The 24689-nt window shown below is 57.6% G+C and carries 27 protein-coding genes; 22 read left to right on the top strand and 5 right to left on the bottom strand.

The features are described from left to right. Nucleotide 1 precedes the first annotated feature (1 nt). From QMZ29_RS24635 to QMZ29_RS24620, 4 genes are read right to left on the bottom strand one after another with little or no spacing between them, the layout of a single operon-like run. On the bottom strand, nucleotides 2-790 hold the full coding sequence (locus tag QMZ29_RS24635; protein WP_261423640.1) for a hypothetical protein: 789 nt from the start codon (nucleotides 788-790) through the stop codon (nucleotides 2-4). Beyond that, entirely contained in the window at nucleotides 787-2628 is a 1842-nt protein-coding gene (locus QMZ29_RS24630) for a hypothetical protein (protein ID WP_060460983.1), read from the bottom strand. The genes QMZ29_RS24635 and QMZ29_RS24630 overlap by 4 nt, the downstream gene beginning before the upstream one ends. A gap of 2 nt (nucleotides 2629-2630) precedes the next feature. Next, entirely contained in the window at nucleotides 2631-3680 is a 1050-nt protein-coding gene (locus QMZ29_RS24625) for a phage portal protein (RefSeq protein ID WP_261423641.1), read from the bottom strand. Next, nucleotides 3677-5476, bottom strand: coding sequence for a terminase large subunit domain-containing protein (locus QMZ29_RS24620; protein ID WP_261423642.1), 1800 nt, complete (start codon nucleotides 5474-5476; stop codon nucleotides 3677-3679). Before QMZ29_RS24620 ends, QMZ29_RS24625 begins: the two co-directional genes overlap by 4 nt. A gap of 172 nt (nucleotides 5477-5648) precedes the next feature. Between QMZ29_RS24620 and QMZ29_RS24615 the strand changes: the two genes are divergently transcribed. The 22 genes from QMZ29_RS24615 (at nucleotide 5649) to QMZ29_RS24515 (ending at nucleotide 22403) form a co-directional block, all read left to right on the top strand. Continuing rightward, nucleotides 5649-6536 carry a GPO family capsid scaffolding protein gene (locus tag QMZ29_RS24615; protein ID WP_261423643.1) on the top strand — a complete coding sequence of 296 codons (888 nt, stop codon included), beginning with the start codon at nucleotides 5649-5651 and terminating at the stop codon, nucleotides 6534-6536. A 58-nt stretch (nucleotides 6537-6594) separates the two neighbouring features. After that, nucleotides 6595-7647 carry a phage major capsid protein, P2 family gene (locus tag QMZ29_RS24610; protein ID WP_392396784.1) on the top strand — a complete coding sequence of 351 codons (1053 nt, stop codon included), beginning with the start codon at nucleotides 6595-6597 and terminating at the stop codon, nucleotides 7645-7647. A gap of 2 nt (nucleotides 7648-7649) precedes the next feature. Continuing rightward, nucleotides 7650-8453 (top strand): phage terminase small subunit, encoded by an 804-nt coding sequence (gpM, locus tag QMZ29_RS24605; RefSeq protein ID WP_147881855.1) that lies wholly within the window; start codon nucleotides 7650-7652, stop codon nucleotides 8451-8453. Next, complete coding sequence (locus QMZ29_RS24600; protein WP_261423644.1) at nucleotides 8450-8941, top strand: head completion/stabilization protein; 492 nt, start codon at nucleotides 8450-8452, stop codon at nucleotides 8939-8941. The genes gpM and QMZ29_RS24600 overlap by 4 nt, the downstream gene beginning before the upstream one ends. Continuing rightward, complete coding sequence (locus QMZ29_RS24595; RefSeq protein ID WP_261423645.1) at nucleotides 8938-9435, top strand: phage tail protein; 498 nt, start codon at nucleotides 8938-8940, stop codon at nucleotides 9433-9435. Before QMZ29_RS24600 ends, QMZ29_RS24595 begins: the two co-directional genes overlap by 4 nt. Further along, nucleotides 9419-10132: a phage virion morphogenesis family protein gene (locus tag QMZ29_RS24590; protein ID WP_060422317.1), complete on the top strand. Its 714-nt coding sequence runs from the start codon at nucleotides 9419-9421 to the stop codon at nucleotides 10130-10132. Before QMZ29_RS24595 ends, QMZ29_RS24590 begins: the two co-directional genes overlap by 17 nt. Then, nucleotides 10129-11250 (top strand): DUF2586 domain-containing protein, encoded by a 1122-nt coding sequence (locus QMZ29_RS24585; protein ID WP_261423646.1) that lies wholly within the window; start codon nucleotides 10129-10131, stop codon nucleotides 11248-11250. The genes QMZ29_RS24590 and QMZ29_RS24585 overlap by 4 nt, the downstream gene beginning before the upstream one ends. Before the next feature lie 6 nt (nucleotides 11251-11256). After that, a complete protein-coding gene (locus QMZ29_RS24580) occupies nucleotides 11257-11712 on the top strand; it encodes a phage protein (RefSeq protein ID WP_060387965.1) in 456 nt (151 codons plus the stop codon). A gap of 9 nt (nucleotides 11713-11721) precedes the next feature. Beyond that, the gene (locus QMZ29_RS24575; RefSeq protein WP_060387966.1) at nucleotides 11722-12021 is read left to right on the top strand and encodes a phage holin family protein; all 300 of its coding nucleotides are present in this window, start codon (nucleotides 11722-11724) and stop codon (nucleotides 12019-12021) included. Further along, nucleotides 12008-12349, top strand: a complete 342-nt coding sequence (locus tag QMZ29_RS24570) for a M15 family metallopeptidase (RefSeq protein ID WP_060422324.1) — start codon at nucleotides 12008-12010, stop codon at nucleotides 12347-12349. Before QMZ29_RS24575 ends, QMZ29_RS24570 begins: the two co-directional genes overlap by 14 nt. Then, nucleotides 12349-12738, top strand: coding sequence for a hypothetical protein (locus QMZ29_RS24565; protein WP_261423647.1), 390 nt, complete (start codon nucleotides 12349-12351; stop codon nucleotides 12736-12738). The genes QMZ29_RS24570 and QMZ29_RS24565 overlap by 1 nt, the downstream gene beginning before the upstream one ends. 116 nt (nucleotides 12739-12854) lie before the next feature. Then, nucleotides 12855-13121: a putative phage tail assembly chaperone gene (locus tag QMZ29_RS24560; protein WP_261423648.1), complete on the top strand. Its 267-nt coding sequence runs from the start codon at nucleotides 12855-12857 to the stop codon at nucleotides 13119-13121. Between the two features lie 17 nt (nucleotides 13122-13138). Beyond that, on the top strand, nucleotides 13139-13309 hold the full coding sequence (locus QMZ29_RS25900; RefSeq protein ID WP_372913229.1) for a DUF6890 family protein: 171 nt from the start codon (nucleotides 13139-13141) through the stop codon (nucleotides 13307-13309). After that, nucleotides 13309-15222: a phage tail tape measure protein gene (locus tag QMZ29_RS24555; protein WP_261423649.1), complete on the top strand. Its 1914-nt coding sequence runs from the start codon at nucleotides 13309-13311 to the stop codon at nucleotides 15220-15222. The genes QMZ29_RS25900 and QMZ29_RS24555 overlap by 1 nt, the downstream gene beginning before the upstream one ends. Beyond that, nucleotides 15215-15553, top strand: coding sequence for a DUF2590 family protein (locus QMZ29_RS24550; protein ID WP_261423650.1), 339 nt, complete (start codon nucleotides 15215-15217; stop codon nucleotides 15551-15553). Before QMZ29_RS24555 ends, QMZ29_RS24550 begins: the two co-directional genes overlap by 8 nt. Next, a complete protein-coding gene (locus QMZ29_RS24545) occupies nucleotides 15543-16727 on the top strand; it encodes a baseplate J/gp47 family protein (RefSeq protein WP_261423651.1) in 1185 nt (394 codons plus the stop codon). Before QMZ29_RS24550 ends, QMZ29_RS24545 begins: the two co-directional genes overlap by 11 nt. Further along, complete coding sequence (locus QMZ29_RS24540) at nucleotides 16720-17322, top strand: hypothetical protein (protein WP_060433223.1); 603 nt, start codon at nucleotides 16720-16722, stop codon at nucleotides 17320-17322. The genes QMZ29_RS24545 and QMZ29_RS24540 overlap by 8 nt, the downstream gene beginning before the upstream one ends. Nucleotides 17323-17412: 90 nt before the next feature. After that, nucleotides 17413-18984 carry a phage tail-collar fiber domain-containing protein gene (locus QMZ29_RS24535; RefSeq protein WP_261423652.1) on the top strand — a complete coding sequence of 524 codons (1572 nt, stop codon included), beginning with the start codon at nucleotides 17413-17415 and terminating at the stop codon, nucleotides 18982-18984. 2 nt (nucleotides 18985-18986) lie between these two features. Beyond that, nucleotides 18987-19487 carry a tail fiber assembly protein gene (locus tag QMZ29_RS24530; protein WP_261423653.1) on the top strand — a complete coding sequence of 167 codons (501 nt, stop codon included), beginning with the start codon at nucleotides 18987-18989 and terminating at the stop codon, nucleotides 19485-19487. Further along, nucleotides 19487-20188, top strand: a complete 702-nt coding sequence (locus QMZ29_RS24525) for a hypothetical protein (protein WP_261423654.1) — start codon at nucleotides 19487-19489, stop codon at nucleotides 20186-20188. Before QMZ29_RS24530 ends, QMZ29_RS24525 begins: the two co-directional genes overlap by 1 nt. Then, entirely contained in the window at nucleotides 20185-20739 is a 555-nt protein-coding gene (locus tag QMZ29_RS24520; RefSeq protein ID WP_261423655.1) for a baseplate complex protein, read from the top strand. The genes QMZ29_RS24525 and QMZ29_RS24520 overlap by 4 nt, the downstream gene beginning before the upstream one ends. Next, nucleotides 20736-22403 carry a hypothetical protein gene (locus QMZ29_RS24515; RefSeq protein ID WP_261423656.1) on the top strand — a complete coding sequence of 556 codons (1668 nt, stop codon included), beginning with the start codon at nucleotides 20736-20738 and terminating at the stop codon, nucleotides 22401-22403. The genes QMZ29_RS24520 and QMZ29_RS24515 overlap by 4 nt, the downstream gene beginning before the upstream one ends. 658 nt (nucleotides 22404-23061) lie before the next feature. On the opposite strand, the gene ptsG is transcribed toward QMZ29_RS24515, so the two are convergent. Then, nucleotides 23062-24495, bottom strand: a complete 1434-nt coding sequence (gene ptsG, locus QMZ29_RS24510) for a PTS glucose transporter subunit IIBC (protein WP_049205136.1) — start codon at nucleotides 24493-24495, stop codon at nucleotides 23062-23064. Between the last annotated feature and the right edge of the window lie 194 nt (nucleotides 24496-24689).

Below are 24689 nucleotides of genomic sequence, written 5' to 3'. Positions count from 1 at the left end.
ACTAAAGCGCCCAGCCGTACTGATACTGATAGATGGACTTCAGCCAGTTTCTGAAGAAAAGCACCTCATCAGCGGATAATGCGCGGCTGAAAATCGCCGCTGCTGAGATCTCCGCAGGCTTGCCGTTCACACTGCCAAGGCTCCCACCCAGCGAGCCTATCATGATGTTACCACCAATATCGACCCGGGTGCCGTTAGGTAATCCGTATGCTTTGGACGTGGTAACGCCGTGTTGGGTAAACCAGAAATTGCCACCATTAAGACCAGTCGCTGGTGCTGAGCGCGCCTCAATGATGGCCCATTCCCCCGCGGTGTATGGGGTACTGATTTGAGCCAGTGATAAGCTACCGTCACTATTCACCAGCGCATTGTTGTAATAAAAACTGTTCGGACGGAACATGATGCCGGTTCCCTGGGACGTCCCGCCCCCCGGTTTCGTGCCATTAAAGTTAGACAGAATAGCGGACTCTTCCGCCGGGTCTGGCGCCTTGGCGATGGCGATCAGCGTCATCGAATCCGTATGCGCAACCCCGGAATCAATGTAATCGACCAAGCTATGAAATGTAGCGCTTTTATCGTTGAGCACTGGCACGCCGATGATCCGGCCGCGCGGTTTGCCACGCACCAGATTGCGGCTAAGATTGCGCGCCGGATCTGGGTAGTCGGGGTTTTTGCAGAAGAAATTAAGGTATTCCAAGCCGGCAACCGGCGCCGGAATTCCGTTTGAGCGGCGGATAGCCCGTGCGCCTTTTGAAACAATGGTCATGCCGATGTCGATAATGTCACTCATTTTTTGGTTGCCTCAATACGGTACGCGGCGCACGCGTTGTTTAACGGATAGGGTTTATTGACATAGTTCGGCAGGTTTGCGGCGGCATACTGGCCCGTGCCTTCCTGATACTCATAGTTGTAAAGCGCCCGCGTCGCGTCGGAGTCGAACAGGTTGCCGTCCCCGCTGTATGTCGCCTGCCCTGCGTACCACACGTAAACAGGCGCCACGAGGTCGCGCGCAGCCATGAGCCGAGTGATGGTGTCAGCCGCGATTTCGACGCTTGCGATTGGTACATCGCCCAGCGTATCGGTGAGCCGATAGCCCTTATTCTGGAACATCGTTGGGGTGACCGTGCTGAACGTTTCACGCCACTGCATGGGAGGGTTCCAGACAAGGTGATCAGTTAATACCTCCCGGCCGGAATACGTGGCACTGATGGGATGCAAGGGGAACCAATCAAGCCGGCGATCGGCAACCTGGTGTATCACCTTCCCTATCTGCTGCCCGAGCCAGCGGTAACCGTTCGGATCGCGATGGCCACCGGGTTTCGATGGGACAAAGGCTTCCGGGCCGACAAGGAACACATTATCGCGTTCGTTCTGCATTTCAATTTGAGCCATGCCAATAGACAGGTTTGTCGTGTCGCGGGTGTACACATCGCCGGTTTGCATGGTGATAAAGAACGGGCGTTCGGATACGCCGAAAATAGCCGGGTTTTCAGAGGCAATATCATCAAAGAGCTTGCCCGACAGCGCCTTAAATGTGTCTTTGTCTGTGGTTCCATCCGTGCCGAGATAGTTCCACTGGTTGCCGTTATAGACGCATCCGGCGATCCCGCAGGTCAGCGTGCGGCCAACTTCAGCAGATTTCGCATCGACCAATGCCTTAATATTGTTCAGCGCCTTCAGTACCCGGTTTTCATAATGACGAGACGGAGCACCTTTCGACAGCTGCTCAATAGAACGGCCGGCAACGGCACAATTCACAACGATGATTTTCCTATTGGGGTTATCCGTCATGCCATTAAGCTGCAGCTGCAGCGCACGCCAAAAGTGAACCGCACTCACCGCACTATCTTCGCCTTCGCTTGTATTGCCTGGTTGTAACGCAGCGACCTGATCATCAGGAAGGCCCAGTCCGTTGGTACCCTGAACTACCGCACGCAGGGGCGTGAATACATTTTCGCCCAGCGGGGCATAAGTGCCGCTCCGCGAATTGCCACGCGTTGAGTCGCCAACCATCAGCAGATTTTCAATCTCGCGCGCGATTTTAGTTAACGCCGGCCACCCCTCCATTGCCGATGCCAGCGACTGGCCGTAAACCAAAATAATGCAGTAATCCCAGATAGCTCCGGCGATGTCATACGTTATCCCCCTCGACTTTCTGAACATCGCAGTCAGCTTGTTGCGGTTGTCGCGCTCAAGTAACGAGTTATCCGGCGGTGTGGGCGGCGTGGGTGTTGCTGGCGTAAAACCATCCTCGGCCTGAAATTCAAACCCCTGAGGGTCGCACTCAATGCGGCGCCCTTCCGTGTTCGTCGTGATATAGAACGCGTTGTTTTCGATATCACGTTCGCCGACGAAAGCATCAGGGGTGCCAAATCCCCCCGTTTTTTCCACTTCAAAAATAGCGAAGAGGCTTTCATCACGCAGTGCTGCCGCGACCTCTCCAGCTTCAGGGCGAAATGCCTGCCCCAGAATATGTTCCGACAGGGTGGAAACTTTCACCCCTTGCGTTCGGAAAACGGCGGGATCTTGAGTGTCGTTTACCGACACCGGCAAAATATCCTTTTCCCCCAGATTTTCAGCGGGTGCCAATTCCGATATGCGTTTGGTTGGCAGCGATTCGTCAGCCATTATTATTCCCCTGCAGGTGTTGAAAAATCGAAGTTGAGGCGCAGATGCGCCGGGACTTCAGGATCGGCGGCGACGCGTTCAGCAAACATTTTCTGAACGGGAATGGATTCATCCTGCCGATAGGTTTCGCGCGCCTTGATCGGGTCGCCAAGGCCGGCGGTATTTTGTGGAATGATGCCAGCCAGCCCGGCCGGGAATCGATGCGCGGTAAGCACGTCCTGGGCGCTGATGTTTTTGACGTTTGAAAATTCGTCTTTGGCGCTGATATCGCCCACCGGGATAAACTTCACCCCTTCTTTATCGCCGCCGGGGATGTTGATAAACATGTTGCGGAAGTTGCCCAGCCCCTTGGTGCCTTCAATTTTCTTTTTGATCTCGGCTTCCACTTCTTCCGAAAGGTTCGGATCGGTGGTGTAGAGAATGCCGCCCATGTGTGCGCCGTTGTTGTAATAGCGGCGCCTGAAGATGGTCGCCTCGCTGTTCAGCAGCGCGCTATTGATGCCGCCGATATAGTCGGGCAGCCCGTAAATTTGCTGTTGCGGATCGTATTGACAGAAAAAGATGATGTCGTCGGGGGCGTAAACCAGCGGCTCACCCTTTTGCAGGATGACGAATTCACCGCTGCGGCGGATTCGCATATACATCGACGGCAGCGGCTGCAGGCGCACCACCTGGCCCCAGCCGTTGCGCACCTTCAGTAACGGCAGGTCGCCGAACAGCAGATAATCGAACGCCATTGCGCCGATCTGTTCGCGCGTCAGTCCGCCGCCGGTATAGCTCGACGCAATCATGTTTTTGCGCGCGTAAAGGATGCCGTCATGCTGCGCGTTGGCGTTCGGCAGGCGCGCCAGCGCCAGGCGGCTGATCGGTGGCGTCCAGTGGTCGTAATCGTTGTCATACCAGACATCCTGGTAATCCGTGCCGCTGGTCAGCACCAGTTCGGGCGGCCCGATGAATATCGTGCTGCGATCGCCGGGAATGGGTAACCCTGCCGAGAAGGCTTTCGCCGGCTGGGCCGGTTTCTGGGCTGGTTTTTTGTTCTTTCTGCTCATGCGGCCGCCTGTGAAAATGCCCAGGTAGATTTACGCCGGGTGTCAAAGTTGAGGGGTTCGTTAATCGCTGCGTGGGATATGGCGAAGAAAACATCGGCGTGGCCGGTTTCGGCGCTGCGCTCCGCCACAAACGTGATCGCGTTGCCGCTGCCGGTAACGGTCTTGCGAATAGCCAGGAAGCTGCCGGCGATGCCGCGCTTTTCGGCATCCCATTCGATGCGGTCGCCTTCCACCAGGTCGACCATTTTCAGCACCAGACGGGTTTTGGTTTCGAGGCTGTAATGAATGTCGCGCACTTCACGCGGGGCGAAGGACTGCACGCGCTCATAGACGCCGCGCCCGATGCCGGTCACATCGATCCCGATGTAGGTCATCCGGTAGCGCTGCATGATTTTTTTGATCTGCTCGGCCTGATACTTGAAGCTGTATCCCTGCCAGTGGTGGGTTTCCAGCACGCGGAAGCGCTCGCCGTCATACAGCGGTGGCGCGATAACCACAAAGGTGGACGTGTCGCCGCTGCGTGCCGGGTCAAAGCCGCCCCACACTTCACGCTCACCAAAGGGGCGTTTCGCTTTGGGGTCGAAGTCCTGCCAGGTTGCAGGGTCAACCTCGCAGCGTGATAGCTGGTCGAACTTGAAGACGCTGTCGCCGCTGTCCACAAAAATGCACATGTACAGCAGGTTGAAGGCGTCGACGCTGTGCTCGCCGCGCACCCGCTCGACGGTGACGTACTTATCGAGACCGCCCGCGCAGGCATCGACCAGCGTCACGACGTAGCGCCATTGCCCATCAGGGCACAGGCGCCCACCGTCGCGCAGTTCGTCGAAGTCGGGGAACTTCAGCGCCTGGCGTTTTTTGTCGCTGCCTTTCCACTCGTCGCCCGTCCAGAACGGGTAACCGTCATGGGTTTTCGCGCTCGGCGTTGAGAAGAACGTCCGGCGCCATTTGTCGTGCGTGGCGATCGCGCTGGTGACATCCTTGAACACCTGGAATTTCGGCACCCAAAAATATTCATCGCAATAAAAATGCCCCGTCTCGCCCTGCGCGGTGTTCTTGTTGGTCGACAAGAAAATCAGGTTGGCGCCGTTGCTGAGCGTGATCGGGTTGCCGGTCAGCGTGACGCTGAACATTTCACGGGCAAACTTGACGATGTAGCGCCGGAAGATTTCAGCCTGGCGCCGCGATGCAGAAACAAAAATCTGGTTATCGCCGGTCAGCGCAGCGTCTTCCAGGGCTTCCCATGAAAAATACCAGGTCGCGCCGATTTGGCGGGATTTGAGCAAATTGCGGATTGAGTGATCTTTGTTGGCCCGCAGCGTTTTTTGGTAGGTAAACAGGCCCGTCTCGGCGAATTCGTCGAAACGCTCTTTCGTCATCGTGCTGACGTCGTTCTTTTGCCAGCGGCCCTTGCGCTGCGCTGGCGCATCCTCGCCAGCCGCCATAAACCCGACTGCCCCGCCATCACCTGGCGCCGCAGTTGCTTGCGCGGCCGCCAATTTTTCCGCGTGCTTGTTTCGCTGGGCAATTAACTTGACGTGATGTTCTATCAACCGGTCAAGTTCCTGCATCTCCAGATCGTTTTTTTTATCGCGGTGCGTCAGTGTCCTGATCCGGCGCTGAATGCAATCCTCGAGGGTTTCCTCAACTAATAATTGGTTCCAGCCGTATCTCTCCGCCCAATGATAAACAATGCGGGCAGATGTTAATTTCAATTCGGCGGCGATCTCTTTCGGCGTCCAGCTTTTTAAATAAAGCGAACGCGCCACCTTTTTTATCGAGTCGGGGTATATAGCCATATTTGCATTATGCCGGGCAAATTATGGCGCAGTGATAATTAATAATCGGTTGGGTTCGGCTAACGGGTTATATCCGAAATTATCAGAATAAAACCATTCGCAGCATGAAAAAATATTCGCAATACTCAAAATCACTTTATTAGAGCGCAAATATTTAACCGGGATTTACTCCATGAGCGGCAAATCATCGCAATTAATGACTGACTGGATTTGCATTGCAACCGAAGGCCAAACCGTCGACGGTCGCGAGATACCAGCGTCATGGCTAACCGAAATGGCCGAAACCTATGATACGGCATTATATACCGCATTAATCTGGCCTGAGCATGAGCGCTACTGGGGTAATTCCGGCGAAGTGCTGGAGCTGAAAGCGGAAGCCACCGACGCCGGGCTGACAAAACTGTATGCCCGCCTGTGCCCAACCGATGACCTGATTTACTCGAACCGCCGCAATCAATTGCTGTTTGCATCAATCGAGCCGGTCGAGAACTTCCGCAATTCTGGCAAAACCTACTTGAAAGGGCTGGGCGTGACGAACACCCCGGCCAGTATTGGCACTGACCGCATGCGGTTCGCTGCTGAACAAAACAACGCAATCTACGGTGCTCCGGTGCCGTTTGTAATCGATATGGTCACAAAACGGCCGGGAGATAAAGATATGTCTGACGAAAAGAAACCGCTTTGGCAAAGTATTTTTGGTGCAAAACCACAAGAGCCGGCAACCCCTCCGCCTGCTGCGCAGCAAGACAATAAAGAATTCACTGAAGCGATGAAAGGCATGGCACAAGCCGTGGTGGATCTGGAACAAAAATATAATGCTCTGAGCGGTGACAAAGAAAAGATCGCCCAATTGGAAAAGACCGTCGGCGATATCAAAGAGCAGATCACCGAAATCACTCAGTTGTTTAATACCGAAAAGGCCAAGGAACAGGTTAAGGAATTGTTTACCGCCCTGCCTGATCTGCTGCCGAAATTTAAAAAGCTGGATGAAACGTTCAGCAAAGTGCCAGACCCTAACCCAGGCGAGAAAGAGAAAACCACCGCCTCAATGATTTGCTAATCGCTTATCGCATCAACTCATAAAGCTGCCGACGGCGGCGGGAAGAAGGAAATAGATTATGTCGCAACAAGTCTCCGTGTTGAGCGATAGCGCCCGCAAGGCGATGGACGCTTATTTCAGCACGCTGTTTAAAAATCTCGGTCAACCGGAAAACTCCGACCGCACCAAGTATTACGCGGTCACGCCGCCGATGGAAACCGCCATCCGCAAAACGCTGCAGGAGTCGCTCGACTTCCTGCAGTTCATCACCATGAAAGACGTGGATCAGATGAGCGGCCAGGTGGTTGATGTGGGCGCGTCGCGTCTGCATACCGGCCGCTCCGCAACCGGGCGATTCCATCGCAACATTGGCGTAAGCGGCAACGTTTACACCCTGGCGAAAACCGACTCTGCGGTCGATCTGGACTGGGAAACCCTGTCGAACTGGGCCAACAGCGGCGACGTCAACGAGTTCATGACGCTGGTGAACGCGTTCACCATGCAGGCGTTTGCCCTCGACATCCTGCGTATTGGCTTCAACGGCATCAGCGTGGTCGCAACCACCGATCCGGATGCTAACCCGCTGGGCCAGGACGTTAACAAAGGCTGGCACCAGCTTGCCAAAGAGTTCAACGGCGGTTCTCAGATCATCACTGACCCGGTCACCATCGGGCCGAGCGGAGATTACAAATCACTGGACGCCGCCGCGGCCGACATCATCAACACCAAGATCCCGCAGGAATTCCGCAATGACCCACGCCTTACGATCATGGTTGGTGCTGACCTGGTGGCTGCTGAGCAATTCCGCCTGTATGGCAAGGCCGACAAGCCGACCGAGAAAATCGCCGCGCAGCTGCTGGCCGATTCTGTCGCCGGTCGCCGCGCTGCCATCCCGCCGTTTATGCCTGGCAAGCGCTTAGCGGTCACCATTCCGGCCAACCTGCAGGTGCTGACCCAACGCAACACCCGTCAGCGCAAGGTTGAGTTTGTGGAAGACCGCGCACAGTACGAAAACAAATACCTGCGCAACGAAGGTTACGCGCTGGGCTATCGCGAGTTGTACGGCGCGATCGATGAGTCAGCCGTCACCATCGTGGGCGAAGAAGCCGTCACGCCGCCGGCTGGGGGCTAACGATGAGCATGTCGCCCGGTCTGCGGCATAACGCCCGGATTGCCGCACAGCAAACGCTAAGCCAGGGGCAGGCGCTGAGCGCCAATCCTGACAGCCTGCACATCCAGTTGCGCGAGCTGCAGCTTGATGTCGAGCGCCTGCGCCAGCTGCCGACAATCCGCGACCGGGTAGACATGAAGCGCCGCAAGCTGCTGCCTAAATGGGCGCCGACCGTCGAGCGCTATCTGAGCAGCGGCGAGCATTACACCAACATGGTGTTTTCGTACTGCGTGATCTGGCTGTTCGACATCGGCGAGTTTGATCAGGCGCTGGACTGGGCCGACATCGCCATCGAGCAGCACCAGCCCACGCCGGACAACGTCAAACGCACATTTTCGGCCTTTGTCGCCGACACCGTGCTGGCCTGGGCAGAAAGTGAAGCCGAAGCCGGTCACAGCGTTGAGCCGTATTTCTCGCGCACCTTTGTGAATGTGCGCGAGAAATGGCGACTGCATGAAGAAATTAACGCGAAGTGGTTCAAGTTCGCCGCCCTGCTGCTGCTGCGTGACAGCAACGGCCGGCCGCTGCCGTCAGCGGTCGAGGACGTCAACATCCTGCAGGCCGCCGAAGAACTGCTGGCGCAAGCGCATGCCTATCACGCCCCCGTGGGGGTGAAGACGTTGCGTGAAAAAATTGAGATGCGCATTCGTGCGCTGAACAAACGACTGCCGCACGGCGGAGCGGACGCAGCGGAGGGTGACGCCGATTTGGCTAATCACGCCGTGGATGCTGGTCAGTCCGCTTCTTTAACAGGGGGTGCGCTGTGAGTTCTCTCAGCTTCAGCGGCAAGAGCCTGGACTATCAGGACGAAACCATTGCGCAGGCGCCGGGCAGCTTCTGGCCGGATCTGAACCTGGGCGAGTTCCAGCTGCAGCGGAAAGTGCCGCCGCAGCTGCAGGGGGATACCGCTATTCAAGCGCTGCTCACTGCGATCGGCGACATCAACCGCCGCCTGAGCAATTTCGAGGCGACCAAGCGGGCCGAAGGGTTCGCCGCCGCCAAAAATTTGCCTGGCGCCCGAGCCGGCAACGAGAACCAGACGACAGCGCAATATAAAAAAGCGGTCTATGCGCTGGCAAAGGCCGATCTGATCGGCGAAGTGACCAGCGTCAGCCGTGTAAGCAAAGCCACCGCGCCGGAAGGAACCGGCAGCGATGCCGCCAAATCCTTTACCCGTAGCGGGTTGCTGGCCGAGGCCAGCCAGGCGGTGCGCGCGATCCTGGGATTGGGGCGCGCGACGGTTTCCTTGTCATGAGCCAGTTATCGGAATTGACGGCATTCATGGCCGCGCACCTGCCGACACGGGTGCCGACCTTCGCCAGCTGGATGGACAACCAGAAGCTGACGCCAGCGCTGAAAAACCTCGGTAAAGGCCAGCGGCGGATCGGGATAACCACCTATGACGGCGTGCTGGAATGGGACAAGTATCCGTACCGCGAGTTGGATCCGGCCGTGCTGTTCGCCCTGGTGCTGTCCTGGATGATGGAAGGCGCCAACGAGGCCCGCGGCGATCTGAACCTGAGCGATCCGGATGTCGACATCGAGCTGTACGACGAAGAGTCGGCTCTGGTCACGATCACCATCCCGTTGGTCGATGAGATTGTCCTGTTGCCCAACAAGGACGGCGAGATCCCCCTGGACGGGCAAGCGTGGGGCGTGGTCGATGCGGTTTACGACCACGCGCAAGAGGCGGTGATTTTCGGAGCGGACGCCACCGGCGCGCCGGTGAAAGATGGCGACGATCGTTGATGGCGAGCTGAATAGAAACCAGCTGCGCGCGCTAAAGCAGGCGCTGAAAGACAACGAGATGCCCAGAGCGAAGCGCCAGCGGCTGCTATGGCGCATCGCTAAACGCGGGATCATCACGGCATCAAAACGCAATGCCCGCAAACAACAGGCGCCTGACGGCACGCCCTGGGCGCCGCGCAAACGCGGGCGACGCAAGATGTTGCGCCAGCTGCCGAAGCTGCTGAAAGTGCGGGAAATGCCGGAGATCGAAGCGGTGCGCATCTACCTGCAGGGCGGCAATTATCGCAGTGGTTCGAAGCGTATGCCGGCAGGGACGATCGGCGCCATTCACCACGAAGGCGCGCAGATAACCGCCAGGGCGAGCAGCTACCAGGGCCAGCCGAGCCAGGAAGGCAAACCGGCAACCCGGCGGCAGGCCAAGCGCCTGCGCGACCTGGGTTACAAGGTGTGGTGGAACGGGAAGTACGTCAAGCCGGCAGTGAGTTACATCACCGCAGAGCTGTCGATGAAAAAAGCCGGCTTTCTGATTAAGAAGCTGGCGCGCAAACCGAGCAAGCAAACGTGGACGATTGACCTACCCGCCCGCGCCTTCCTCGGCGTAAGTGACGATGAATTTAACGTGATCCTGGCCCGCCAGCTGCAAGGCATCGGGTTCGGCTGGGAAGTCAAAGCACAGGATATCAAGGGGAAACTATGACCTGGCCGAGTGTAGATATTAACCAGCTGAACCAGTACCAGGGCACGCCGACCGAAATCGAGCGGGTTGTCCTGTTCGTCGGCATCGGCGCCACCAATGCCGGCACGCTGCAACCGCTGAACAGCAACACCAATCTGGACACCGTGCTGGGCGCTGCCGACAGCGTGCTGAAAAGCAACATCGCGGCCGCCCGCCGGAACGCCGGCAATAACTGGTTTGCCTATGTCGCCATCCTGGCCGCAGATGCCAAAACTGCCGACTGGGTGGCCGCCGTCAAAAGCGCCCAGCAAACCGCCTCAGTGGAGGGGTTTGTCCTGTGCATGGACATTGCCGACAAGACGGATATCAACGCGGCGATCACCCTGCGCGCCGATCTCATTGCGCAAAACAGCCGCTGGCTGTGGGCGATTTTGTCCGTGGGCGGCCCCGGCGAGGCCGAGACGTGGGCGCAATACGGCACCCGCCTGGCGGCCCTGCAAAAAGACATCGCCGGCCCCAGCGTGCAACTTGTGCCGCGCCTGTGGGGGAATGAGCCGGGCGTCCTGGCCGGCCGCCTGTGCAACCGTTCGGTAACCATCGCCGACAGCCCAGCCCGCGTTCGCACGGGCGCGCTTATCGATCTGGGGCGCGACGAGTTGCCAACAGACAGCGCCGACGTACCGCTGGATCTGTCTGTGCTGCAGGCGCTGAACGCCAACCGCTACAGCGTGCCAATGTGGTATGTCGACTACGCGGGCCTGTACTGGTCGGACGGCCGCACGCTGGAAGTTGACGGCGGCGATTACTCAGTGATCGAGTACCTGCGCACGGTAGATAAAGCGGCGCGACGGGTTCGCCTGCTGGCCATCCCGAAAATCGCCGATCGGTCGCTTAACTCGTCGGACAGCAGCATCGCCGCACATGAAACCTATTTCAGCAAGCCGATGCGAGAAATGGCGATTTCATCCCAGATTAACGGGGTGACGTTCCCCGGCGAGGTGAAACCGCCAAAAGACGGCGACGTAACGATCACCTGGCTGAACAGCACCAAGGTGCAAATTTTCATGACCGCGCGGCCGTATGCCAGCCCGAAAGAAATTTCGATCGGCATCCTGCTCGACACCAGCCTGACGGAGTAACGACCCATGAGTAAACGTATTTCAGGCATGAGCTTTGATTTCGATATGGAAGGCGCCGCCATCCATGCCGAAAGCATCTCGCTGAATATCACTGACAACACCGCCGTAACCAAAACCCGCGGCGTGCCGGACGGTTACACCGACGGCGATGTCGAGGCGGACGGCGAGATCGAGCTGGACAGCAAAAACCTGATCGTTGCCCAGAACGCCGCACGCAGTGCCGGAAGCTGGCGCGGCATTCCGCCGAAAGATTTCCTGTTCTACGCCAAGGCCGGCGACGAGGAAATGAAGGTCGAGGCGTTCGGCTGCAAGATCATGATCTCCGATCTGCTGAACATCGACCCGACCAGCGCGGACAAAAGTAAGCACAAAATCAAGTACATCGTGACGTCGCCGAACTTTGTGCATATCAACGGCATTCCGTATCTGTCCGCAGACGATACGCGCGATCTGTTGGGCTAAGGGGACGGCATGCAAGACCACGAAAAGAAAATCCTGACTCTGGCCGCCATCGGCGCCGTTATCGCCCTGGGGCAGGTGTTGAACAGCAAAGACCCGATCACCCCGCGGCTGATGATTGGCCGCATCATCCTGGGATCTGCTGTCTCGATGGTGGCCGGCGTCGCGTTGGTGCAGTTCCCTGATCTGTCCCCGGTGGCTATCAATGGCATCGGGTGCGCCCTGGGGATTGCCGGTTATCAATTCGTTGAGCGCTGGCTACGCCGCCGCGGCAACAAGTGGGTACAAGGGGAAAACAATGACGTTAAGTGAAAAGCAGCAGCTGTTTACCAAGCTGATCGCCCAGCTGATTTTATGGGCCGATGAGAAAGGCTATCGCCTGACGTTCGGTGAAGCGTACCGCACGCCAGAACAAGCCGCACTCAACGCCAAAAAAGGCAGCGGTATCCGCAACAGCCTGCACACCAAGCGCCTGGCCGTCGACCTGAATCTGTTCATCAACGGCCAGTACCAGACCAACAGCGCGGCATACCTGCCCCTGGGGGAATACTGGGAGAGCATCGGCGGCAGCTGGGGCGGGCGTTTCCGCGACCGGCCGGACGGCAATCACTTCAGTCTTGAGCATGAAGGCGTGCGCTGATGAGCCAGGCGAAACCGTTCATTCTGCTGGCGCTGCTGGCCGTCATATTTTGGGCGGGCTGGTTCACTGCCGGGCTGTACAGCGACAGCCAGCAGCTGATCATTGAGCGGGCCGCCACCGCCGGCGCCGAGAAATCGCGCCGGTATACCGAGCAGATGGCGGGCGAGTCGGCCAGGCTGCTGGAAAGCAAATTAGCGGAGCTAAGCGCAAATGAAACGCACACCGAACGGGTCATTCGCACCGAAGTGGTTAAGCCGGTTTTCAGCAACGTGTGTGCTACTGCTGAGTATGTCCGGCTGTTCAACGCCGCCACCGACCGCGCCGAGCGTACCCTATCAGGCCAATTTGTTGGCCCGCTGCCCGGAAACGCTGCCGAGGCTACGCAGTAACACCGGCGAAGCGTTCGCCGCGGCGCTGGAAGAGTACCGCAAGATTTACCCACCGTGCGCGGCCAGACATAACCAGCTGGCCGCTGAAATAGAGCAGAGAGAAAAAGGATCACCCCATGAGCGATAAAGTAAAAATCGATATTAAAGTCAACGGTCTGGATATGGTATTCGAGCCGAATGTCATCGCCTTCAACAAATTTATTAACGAGATGTCGACCGACAACAAAGTCGCGCCGGCGTCCAACTTCCTGCGCCGCATCGTTCACCCTGACAGCAAAGACGCGCTGGACAAGATCCTCGCCCTACCAGGCGGCGCGGTAAAACTGGCCGGCAAGGTCAACGAGATTTACTCGCCAGAGCTGGAATTTGAAGTAAAAAACTAGCGCGCCGCGCGCAGGCGATCGACGACAACCAGCTGGAACAGCTGCTAACCCTGCGCCGGCGATACCTGCCGGGCGAGCCTGACGATGACGAATCGCTCGCCCGCGCACTGTGGCTAGACAATCGATATTGGCAAAACATGGCGATCGCGGTGAATAACGGCATCGCCAAGGCGTTCAAGGGTGCGTGATGAAACAGCTGGAAGTGATGCTATCGCTGGTCGACAAGTTCTCGCGCCCTCTCAAGATGGCCGGCGGCGAGTTGACAAATTTCGCCGGCAAATCACGCGCTGCATTCGGGCAGATGGTCGCCGGCGGCGCTACATTATGGGGCGTCGCGCAATCGATCATGGGCATTCTCGGCCCTGCTGACGAACTGCAGCGCGCGCTCGCCGAGGTGAAATCCATCGGCGTAGCCGACACCGCACTGAAGAACCTCAGTAACACCGCGATCCTGTTCAGTATGAAATACGGTGAATCCGCCGCCGGGTTCGTGGCGTCGGCCGCCTCTATCGCAGGTGCGATCGATGGCCTGGCAGATAAAGAGCTGCGCACCTTTACCACCGCGGGATCGATCCTGGCAAAAGGCACCCGTGCCGACGCTGACACCATCACCAACTATATCGGCACCATGTACGGCGTTTTCCAGAAAACGGCCGACGCGATGGGCCGTTCCAGCTGGGTGGAGGTGATGACCGGGCAGACGGCCGAAGCGGTGAAGATTTTTAAATCGGACGGTAAACAGATGTCCGATGCGTTCACATCAATCGGCGCCAACGCCACCGCCGCAGGGATCGGCATGGCGGAGCAATTCGCCGTACTCGGCCAGTTACAGGCCACCATGAGCGGCAGCGAAGCCGGGACAAAATACAAAGCCTTCCTGCAGGGCGTCGGCAAAGCCCAGACAGTGCTAGGGCTGAATTTTGTCAAGCAAGACGGCTCAATGAAGGGCATCGCCGACATCATGGGCCTGATCCAGCAAAAATACGGCGATATCAAGAAAGTTGCCGACTCGGATTTGATTAAGAAAGCATTTGGCTCCGATGAGGCGGTCTCCCTGATTAAGCTGCTGGCGCAGAACGTCGACGGCCTGAAAAATAACATCGATCAGATCGGAAAAATTAACGGCATGGACAACGCCAAAAAGATGGCCGCCGACATGACAAACCAATTTGACCGGCTGCTGCAGGTCTGGAAAGGCATGCGCATCGCCGTGGGCGGCGCGCTGCTGCCTGTCATCAACCCGCTGATCGAACGCATGTCTGACATGGGAACCCAGGGCGCCGCCTGGCTGCTGAAATTTAAAAATATCGCGCGCTGGATAGGCTACGTCTCTATCGCCCTCACGTCGCTGGTTGCTGTCTTTGCGCTGGCAAACATCGCCGTCGCCGCCGGTAAATTCCTGTGGATGGGCTTCCTGATCATTCTCAAGCTGCTGCGCCCAGTGCTGTTGATGCTGCGCCTGGCCTTCTTCCTGACCGGCCTCGCCGCCAACTTCATGGGCCTGCCGATCACGCTGGTGATCGGACTGATTGCGCTGTTGGTAGCGGCTGTCTGGGCCGTCGTCGCCTATTGGGATGAACTGAAAGCCGCCATCATGGACACCGCCGCATTTCAGTGGTTGATGGGGATCGTGATGGTGGTCGGCGCCATTTTCCGCGTCACCTGGGCGCTGATTAAGGCGGGCTGGCAGAACGTGGTCAACTTCTTCACCGGCCTGTCGCCCGTGCAGGCGTTCACCGACTTCAAAAACACCATCACCGACGTATTCAAGGGGCTATGGGACTACCTGAAAAACAGCTTCGCGCAGACCTACAACTGGATCGTGGAAAAACTGAACATGATCCCCGGCGTCGACATCGAGATGAAAAGCGTAGCGCCAGAAGCGAACCCAGCCGGAAGCCAACCCGGCAGCGCCCCGCTACTGACCGGCGCGAATACCGTTTCAACCGGGCGCGGCGGCATCATGGGCCAGGTGAACCAGTCAACCAACAACAGCAGCAGCGCCAGAACCCAGACGATCGGCTCCGTGCAATATAACGTGATGCAGCCGTTAACCCCGCAGCAGCTGCAAGAAAACATGGAGCTATACGGGCATGGCTGACGAAAAACTGTATATCGACCTGCTGATCACCGACCGCGATTTTACGCTGAATGCCGGCTTTGAGCTGGTGCTGTGCGACAACCTGGTCAGTATCGGCCAGGACATCAAACACGCGATCATGGAAAGCGGCCTCGCCACGTTGCTGGTCGCCGAGCGCAGCCCGACGCTGCGCGCTGACATCCTCTTGCAAATTACGTTGCTGGTCGAGGATGACGTGAGGCTGGTTCCCAGTACCATCTTTGTGGCTGAGGAAACCCGCGGCCGCCTGCTGATCACCGCCGACACCTATGATTTTGGCCCGCTCAACACCGGGGTGACCTATGACCAATAAACCAGCCGTTGATTTTGAGGCCGCACTGCGCGCCGGCGGCATGCCGACCACGGAAGCCGAGGTCAAAGCCGAGTTTCAGAAGGTGGTCGACGCCGAGGGCTTGATCACCAACACCTCGAAAATGTCGCCTTTCTGGCGCCTGATAACGGCTATCGTGACCAAGCCTGTGATCTGGCTGAAAGACATCCTCGTTAACGTCGTGATGGCGAATATGTATCTCGCCACCGCTTCAGGGGCTTATCTGGACTTGTTCGCCTGGGCGGTCAACCTGTCGCGTAAAGACCCAACCTTCACCCAGGGCGCGATCACTTTCTTCAAGGCTGACCCGACGCTGCTGATCACCATTCCCGCCGGCACCGTGATCCAAACTGAGCGCATCGACGATAAGGTTTATCGCGTGATGACCGTTGCGGAGGTGGTGATCCCCGTGGGAACGGCCAGCCAGGCAATTGCAATAAAAGCCGAACAGAGCGGCACCGCCTACAATCTCGCGCCGGGCTACTTCCGCATACTGCCGACGGACATTCCCGGCATTGCACGCGTTGAGAACCTCGACGACTGGCTGACGCAGCCCGGCGCCGATCGCGAGTCAGACGACGAGCTGCGCGACCGCTGCAGAAATCAATACAACCTCGTCGGCTCATACCATATCGACGCAGTCTATCGCAGCATGATCGCCAGCGTCGCCGGGTTGAGCACCGATCGCGTGTACTTCGAGCACGACGCCCCACGCGGACCGGGCACCGCTAACGCCTATTTGTTGCTTGATACCGGCATTCCGGCCGACTCCTTCATCGCCGCGGTTAATGATCACATCATGGTGCAGGGCTACCACGGGCACGGCGATGACATGCGCTGTTTTGCCATGCCGGAGACGCAGCACGATTTAACGGTCACCGCGTACATGTTCGCCACGCTGAACCTGAGCGACGAAGAACAGGCGGACTTGAAACAGGACATTGAAAACTTTGTCCGCTGCGCCTTCCGAGATAACGCCACCTACACGGTAACCAAAACCTGGCCGCACAGTCGCTTTAGCTTCTCGCGTCTGGCTGAAGAGCTGCACCTGCAGTTTTCGGCGCTGGAATCGGTCACCTTTTCGCTGGATGACATCATCAGCGGATTATCTATCCCGCGCCTGGCCTCGTTAAATGTGGTGCTGACCAATGGATAAACCGCTGATCACCCTGCCCAGTTGGATGAACAAAGGCGAGCCGAAGAAACTGGCGGCCGCCTGCGTCAACTTCTGGGAGAAGGTCAAAGGCTGGATCTCGTTTCCACTGGCCCAGGGCGACCCGGAAACCTGCACGGTTCAGATCCTTAACCTGCTGGCGTACCAGCGCGATATCGATCGCTTTGAGGGCGAGCCGCTTTGGTTGTACCGCCTGCGAGTAAAACACGCGTTTGTTAACGCGCAGGACAGCGGTAGCTTTATTGGCTTCAAACGCATTTTTGAACGCCTGAAAATCGGCGATATGCAGCAGCTTGAGCGCCAGCCGGGCGTCGATTGGGACGTCATCATTATTCGCGTCAACGACAACCAGCTGGCCGCTAACGCCACGTTGATGAATGAGATCATCAGGAAATACGGCCGCACCTGCCGCCGGTATCGGTTCGAGGTGCTTAACGTCGCACCGCTGGGCATGCGTGCCGGTTGGTTCGATAACGATCACCAGCTGATCGCCGCGCGGCCAGGCAAAGACGCCGCAATTATCACCGAAAGCCGGCTGTATATCATGACCGAAGCCGGCGAGATTTTGACAGTTTAACCAGGTGGCATGGTTGGATTTGTCTGTTATGGCCAACGTATCGAGCACAGACAATCACAGCGATGCTGCAGCACACTGAAAGGGGCCGAGATGTCAGCCATTATCACCAGAAAATACGAGCAGTGGGCGGCAAGCCAGGCGGCCAATAATCTGCCGGCGCGCCCGGATACATTCGTTTTTGCCTATATTCCAGGGCAAGACCCTGAAGCCGAGATCGGCCGCGACGAGCCATTGCCGGCGCCGGCCAACATCGTGCACACCGCACCGGTCATGCAATACGGCATGCTCAACACTGACGCGGTGGTTTTCTCTGTGGTGCTGGACACCTCTGTCGGCGATTTTGATTACAACTGGATCGGGCTGGTTGACCAGGCCAGCAACACGCTATGCATGATTGTGCACACCCGCACCCAGCGAAAAATCGCGACCATTGGGCAGGAGCAAGGAAACACGCTGACCCGAACGCTGGCGATGGAGTTCAACGGCGCCGCCGGTACCACGCAGATTAATGTTACCCCTCAGACCTGGCAGATCGACTTCTCGGCCCGCCTGGCCGGTATCGATGAACGTCAACGCCTGGCCGGTCTGGACATTTACGGCCCTGGCGCATTCTTTGGTGATGCCTTTCTGGTCACTCGCACCGGCGCCACTTACCAAGCTGCCGCAGGCATTGGCTATGTCGGCGGTTTGCGCGGCGTGCTGCCAGCACTAACGCCGATCGCCGTTGACCATACCCCGACGCTGATCTGGGCTGACATCAGCCTGCAGGGCCAGGTGACCAGCCGATGGGAAACCGTCGTAAAACTCACTGCTGCTGACGCGCTGCAAGACTATATCGACCCGCAAGGCTTCCCGCATCACGTCACCCAACTGGCCCGCATCAACGAAGATGGCAGCGTCACCGATCTGCGCCCGAAAGGCTCCCAGGGTGAGCAGGAAGCCAACCGCACATTTCTGCGCAAAGACCAGAATCTGAATGACATTGTCGACAAAGCGGAAGCCCGTAAAAATATCAGCGTATTTAGCCAGAATGAGGCTGATGGGCGCTTTGTTAAACAAACGGGGGACGTCGTCGAATGGCTGGAGGTTGATGATGGAATTACCATCAACGGCAAGGGATTCATTGTAAAAAATGGCCTAGGCGATATTGATGCCAATAACGAGCGCCAGACGAACGGGCTTCACATCACGGGAGCCGGTAATTTATTCACGGATATTTACCACTGCGAGCGCGTTAATCAATACCACTTCATGGGGATTCATGTTGCCAATGGCGGCGCAGATGGCTGGTATGAATTTCGCAATGATGGCAGTTTTTCCGCCAGCGCAAAAATCACCGCCGGCGCGGCCAACCTTCATGTAGATGGCAATATTGAAGGCAGTATCTGGGGCGGATATCTATCCGGCTGGCTGAATACCAATTTTACCAAAGCTAATGACAACATCGCCACTCGCGCCACCTGGGATTATGTCAATGGAACATTTGTTAAGCAGTTGCGACTCGGCGCCAATATTCACATTGGTGGTTATGACGGTGACGTCATGGCCCCGGCTGGTCACGTCGTTACCGGGATCGGGGACTTTGGCGCCGCCGATGGTTACGGGTATGCGGCGCCGCTACAATACCTCATCGGCGACAATTGGATCACTATAGGGGGGTAATTATGCGCATGAACAACTTTACCCGGTATACACCTGATAAACCGGCATTCGGTGCGCTTGCGCTCTATCTGCAAGACGAAAAAGGCCGTGACTGGTATAGCGCACAGGCCAAATTCACCAAAAAATACAAGCTGGCAATCTTGCCTGAAACCGGCGTGATCCGCAGCATCACGCAAGATGTTTCCGCACTGTTTCCCGAGGGGCTAACCGTCGTCGACATCGATACATTGCCTGACGGCTGCAACATTTCAGGTGATTGGGTTTACAACAACGGCAGCATTAGAAAAGACGCCGCCGCCGATGTCCGTGCCGCTATCGCCCAAAAAGGCGCGCTGATGACCCAAGCCAGCAATCAGATCCTGGTACTGGCCGATGCGGTCGATCTGGGGATGGCTTCAGAAGAGGATAAAATCACCCTTGAAGCCTGGCGCACATATCGCGTGCTGTTGTCGCGTGTCGACATTGCCGCAGCCCCGGTAATTGACTGGCCGGAGGCTCCATAATGTGGCGGCGAGTCACCCTGGGCTTTCCCGATAACCTTGCGCCGATCAGTTGTTCTTTACTGACCGTGAATCCGTGGACTTATGGCGCCGGCCAGGTGACACCATCCGGGAATTACCTCAGCCCGGAGAACGCCGTCAAGTTTTTGGCAGGCAAGTTAAAGGCCGCCGGCGGCACGCCTGGCGCCGTTGGCTTCCTGATCACTGCAACACAAAGCGACCGTTTTCTGGATGACCTGGCCGGGTTTGCGGCCTTGCTGCCGCTGCCGGATTTGCAAAAGACTACACGAAAAGCCGTGGCGCAAGCTGAGCTTGCGGTCAGTAAAATGCAGCTGCCGGGGATGCAGGGCGTTGGCTTACCTGACGTCGCGCTGCTTTCGCTGAGCACGACCCGCACAGCGCAGAACGCCCAGCGCATCCAGGCGGCCGCCGAATCTGCCGCCGCCGGCCTGTCATTTGACGACATCACCAGCGCGCTGCAGAGCCTTGACGAAGCCGCCAGCCAGGCGCAGCAGGCAGCAGAACAAGCGCTAACTGACCTGAAAGGCCGCCGTGTCGACGCCTGGATGTTCACCGATGAGGGGCATCCGTCCAACATCGCTAACAACATGCTGAACGGCATCCCCGAACCTGACGCGATTTTCACCCTCGGCGCGCTGTTTGTGGGCGATGTCGGCGAGTTATTACGGATGGTAAAACCATGACGATCATCATGCTGGCGCTCGATGGCGAAGGAATCCCGCTCAAGTCAATCAAGGTTTCCCCGAAAATGACTATCGAAACCAAGGACAAATCGGGGCAATCATCCAGCACTACACAATCAGAAAACGGCATCAAGGCCAAAGAGCTGAGCGTATCCGGCCTGATCGACTTCAAGGATAAAGCCCTGCTATCGCGCATTTTCGCGCTGGCTGAAGCCAAGGACAGCGGCGGCGCCGGGCGACGCTATCGCATCGCCAGCCCGGTGGCGCAGGCGATCAACATGAAACAAGGCATGTTTACCGGCACGATTGAAGCCACCGAGCAGACCGATAAATTAGCCTGGCAGGTCAGCTTTACGCTGACAGAACAACTCAGCACCGCCGAGAAGGCCAAAGGTCGCAAGGCCGCCAACGCCCCAACCAGCACCACGAAAACCCAAACGGCCGCCGGCACCGCCGCCGCACCGTCAGACGACGCCGACGAGCAGGAAAAGGAACTGACCGGATTTGAAAAAATCTTGAAACGTGTTGATGACCAGTTGGGGGCGCTATGAAACCCGTCGTTACGTTAAAAATTGGCGCCGTCGATGCCACCGTGTCGGCCTACGAGGTGGTCACCGACCTGAACGATACCGGCCGCGGTTTTGTCACGGCAAAAATCGAGGGCGACGCCACCGGCGCGATCGTCCGTCTCGATTTGGGGTACAACGATAATTCGTATCGCTGGTTTACCGGGTATGTTGAGCGCGATCAGGTATCCGATAACGGATTCCGTCGGCTGTTCGTGCGGGAAATGACGGGGATATTTGAAAAGCGTTGGCCGCTTTCAATGCAGCACCCAACGCTGCGCCAGGTCACGCAGACGCTAAATCAGGCGAGCGGGATAGAATTTGTCTTACCGGTCGCGGATTATGTCGACACACCGATCCCGCATTTTGTCCATAGCGGCACCGGGTGGCAGTTGCTGAACACCCTGGGCCGTGCCTTTGGGATCGATGATTACATTTGGCAGCAGTTGCCTGACGGTTCGGTCTGGCTGGGCCGCTGGCAAGATTCGCGCTTTGCCGGTTTGCCGGTCGACATCCCGGCCGAGTTTGCATCGAGCACCGGCGCGGGTAACTCGTTGACCGTGCCGCTTATCCCTTCGGTTCGCCCCGGCGCCCTGGTCAACGGCCAGCGTATCACCCGCGTCGCTATCAAAGACGGCGATATGACGCTAACCTGGACACCGCTTGACACCAGCGGCCAGCCTAAAATAAAGCCAACATTCCAGCGCCAGCTTGAACAGTTGAACCCTGAGATCGCCGCCGGGCTGCACTTGCCGAAGCTGGCGCGCGTGGAAAACTACAGCGAGCCGGCCGCGCTGGGCGACATTGCCGACCCATTCCGGCCAAAGTATGCCGTCGGCGTGCAGCTGCTTGACGAGAACGGCCAGGACAGCAAAGGCACCCCAACCTATCCTGCAGTACAGCTACCGGTGACGATGGGCGGCGACGAAAGCGGCTTCATGCAATACCCACCGCCTGGCACGCTGGTAGAGCTGGCATTCCAGGACGGCAGGCAAGACAAGCCCTTCATTCGCCAGGTGTTGCCCAGCAATGCCAGTCTGCCCGCCATCGCGCCGGGCGAGCAACTGCAGCAGCAGCGCGCCGAGGTGTTCCAGCGCGTAACAGCGCCGGGTGACTGGCATCGTGAAACTGACCAGGCAATCAGGGAAGTCTCAGCGTCACGCACTGTAGAGGCCGACAAAGAAACGCGTAAGGTTATCGATCGCGAGATCACCGTCCAAGCCGACGACAGCAAGACCGTGCTAGGAACGGCGAGAACCACCGCCGGCGCCGTGACGCATATTGCCCGCGGCGACTACACAGTCGGCACCAGCGCAAACTTGAAGACAGCAGCCAAGGCCGCCGACGAGAAGATAGCCCAAAGTAAAAGCGTTGATATCGGTGGCGCGCTGACCGAACGCATCGCCGGTTTGCGTCAGAGCATTTCCACCGCACTGCAGCTGCAGGCCGGTAAAACCACGATCGGCGACGGAACCACAAACCTGTTGACGTTGTTAATGGAAACCCTCGACCTGATCAACACTCTGGCACAGCGCACCGCAGAGCACACCCACAGCAACACCGGCACCCCAACCAACGCCAGCGAGATAGCGCAAGCATCCTCGACCGCCACCGCCCTGAAAGGGAAATACGGTCACCTCATCGGCTAACGCAGCCAGCGCCCCACCACGGGGCGCTGATGCTTTTGCGCGTCCGCACCGGCTGAATCTGAGAACGAAGCACGACGCCACGCAGAGCGCACGGAAACCCACGGCACGGAGCCGCAGCGCCACGGAAACGGCGCTACACCGCACCCGCCTGCCCGTTTCGTGTTGAGAAATTTTTGCAAAGGATCTTTTCCGCAATTGCCATTGCCAGCCCGCGCCACGCCTGGGGCTTTACGCGCAGATCGCCGTTGCACGCATTGCAATGATTTTCAACGATTTGCAAAAGCAGAGGCGCGAGAAGCTAACCGGAGAAAAGTTAACTCAATGAATAAAAAGGATCTGTTTTGCTTTCCGTGAGGATCTAAGCGGCAAAGCACAAAAGAGGCACACGGTAGATAAAACGCGGTAAAGCCAGGCACGGCGCGGCTTTGCGGGTGATGTTGGCAGAGGTAGACGTTTTGCAAAGTTGCAACGAAAGGATCGTTTGAGGGCGTAGCCTGATTACCGAGATTTTATAGAGTGGCAAGCAATGGATGAGTGTCCACATCAAACAGGGACACGTCAAATTGTGGACAATAAAATAAAAATAAACTTATAAATCAATCATTAACACAAATAATAAGGGAGGCTATCGCCTCCCTTGATAACTCCCCTGCCTGAATCAGTGATTACGGATGTATTCGTCCATATCGGTTTTCAGGTTGTCGGACTTGGTGCCGAAGATGGCCTGCACGCCGGAGCCAGCGACGACTACGCCGGCTGCGCCCAGTTTCTTCAGGCCCGCCTGGTCAACTTTGGACACGTCGGCCACACTGACGCGCAGACGGGTGATGCAAGCATCCAGGTTAGTGATATTTTCTTTACCGCCGAAGGCCTGAACCAGCGCGGCGGACATTTCGGAACCGCCCTGCGCAGTCTGCTCGGCAGCGCTGTCTTCACGGCCAGGGGTTTTCAGATCCAGTTTGGCGATCAGCACGCGGAAGATGGTGTAGTACACCAGACCGTAGATGATACCGACGATTGGGAACAGCCAGATTTTGCTGCTGTTGCCGCTCAGTACGATAAAGTCGATCAGGCCGTGCGAGAAGCTGGTGCCGTCACGCATGCCCAACAGGATACAGATTGGGAACGCCAGGCCGGCCAGGATAGCGTGGATCACGTACAGGATCGGCGCGACGAACATGAAGGAGAACTCGATCGGCTCGGTGATACCGGTCAGGAACGAGGTCAGCGCGGCGGAGATCATGATGCCGCCAACTTTCGCACGGTTTTCCGGCTTGGCCGAGTGCCAGATGGCGATGGCCGCAGCAGGCAGACCGTACATTTTGAACAGGAAGCCGCCGGACAGTTTGCCCGCGGTTGGGTCACCCGCCATGTAGCGAGGGATGTCGCCGTGGAATACCTGGCCCGCCGCGTTGGTGAATTCACCAATTTGCATTTGGAACGGTACGTTCCAGATGTGGTGCAGACCGAACGGCACCAGAGCACGCTCAACCACGCCGTAAATGCCGAAGGCCACGACCGGGTTCTGATAAGCCGCCCACTGCGAGAAGGTCTGGATAGCCGTACCGATCGGCGGCCAGATGAAGGACAGCACTACGCCCAGAACGATCGCCGCCAGACCGGAAATGATCGGCACGAAACGCTTACCGGCAAAGAAGCCCAGGTATTCCGGCAGTTGAATGCGGAAGAAGCGGTTGAACATATAGGCCGCGATGGCGCCGGAGATAATCCCCCCGAGCACACCGGTATCCGCCAGGTGTTTGGCCGCAATCTCTTCAGCCGGCAGGTGCAGCACCAGCGGCGCAACCACCGCCATGGTTTTCACCATGATGCCGTAGGCCACCACCGCCGCCAGCGCGGAAACGCCGTCGTTGTTGGTGAAGCCCAGAGCGACGCCGATGGCGAAAATCAGCGGCATGTTGGCGAAGACCGAACCGCCCGCCTCCGCCATCACGTGGGAGACTACCGCAGGTAGCCAGCTAAAGTTGGCGGAGCCGACGCCCAGCAGGATACCTGCGATAGGCAACACGGACACCGGCAGCATGAGCGATTTACCTACTTTTTGCAGGTTTGCAAATGCGTTCTTGAACATAGTTGAGTGTGCTCCTGAGTAATAATGCTTTGCTACTTCTTGTCGCGATGATTCGCGCTGCAAGGGGGGGGAGAAAAACCCCTGCAATTCAGGGTGTCTGAGCACCCCTTGAATTTATTACGCAGAGTAAAATAAATAGCCTGCGCAATGTTTGATGACAATCACGTTTCGATGATCGAGCCACGGTAACTTTG

The sequence above is a fragment of the Serratia sp. PF-27 genome (assembly GCF_030053255.1).
Lineage (GTDB): Bacteria > Pseudomonadota > Gammaproteobacteria > Enterobacterales > Enterobacteriaceae > Serratia > Serratia bockelmannii.
This window is presented reverse-complemented; position numbering and strand designations above follow the sequence as displayed.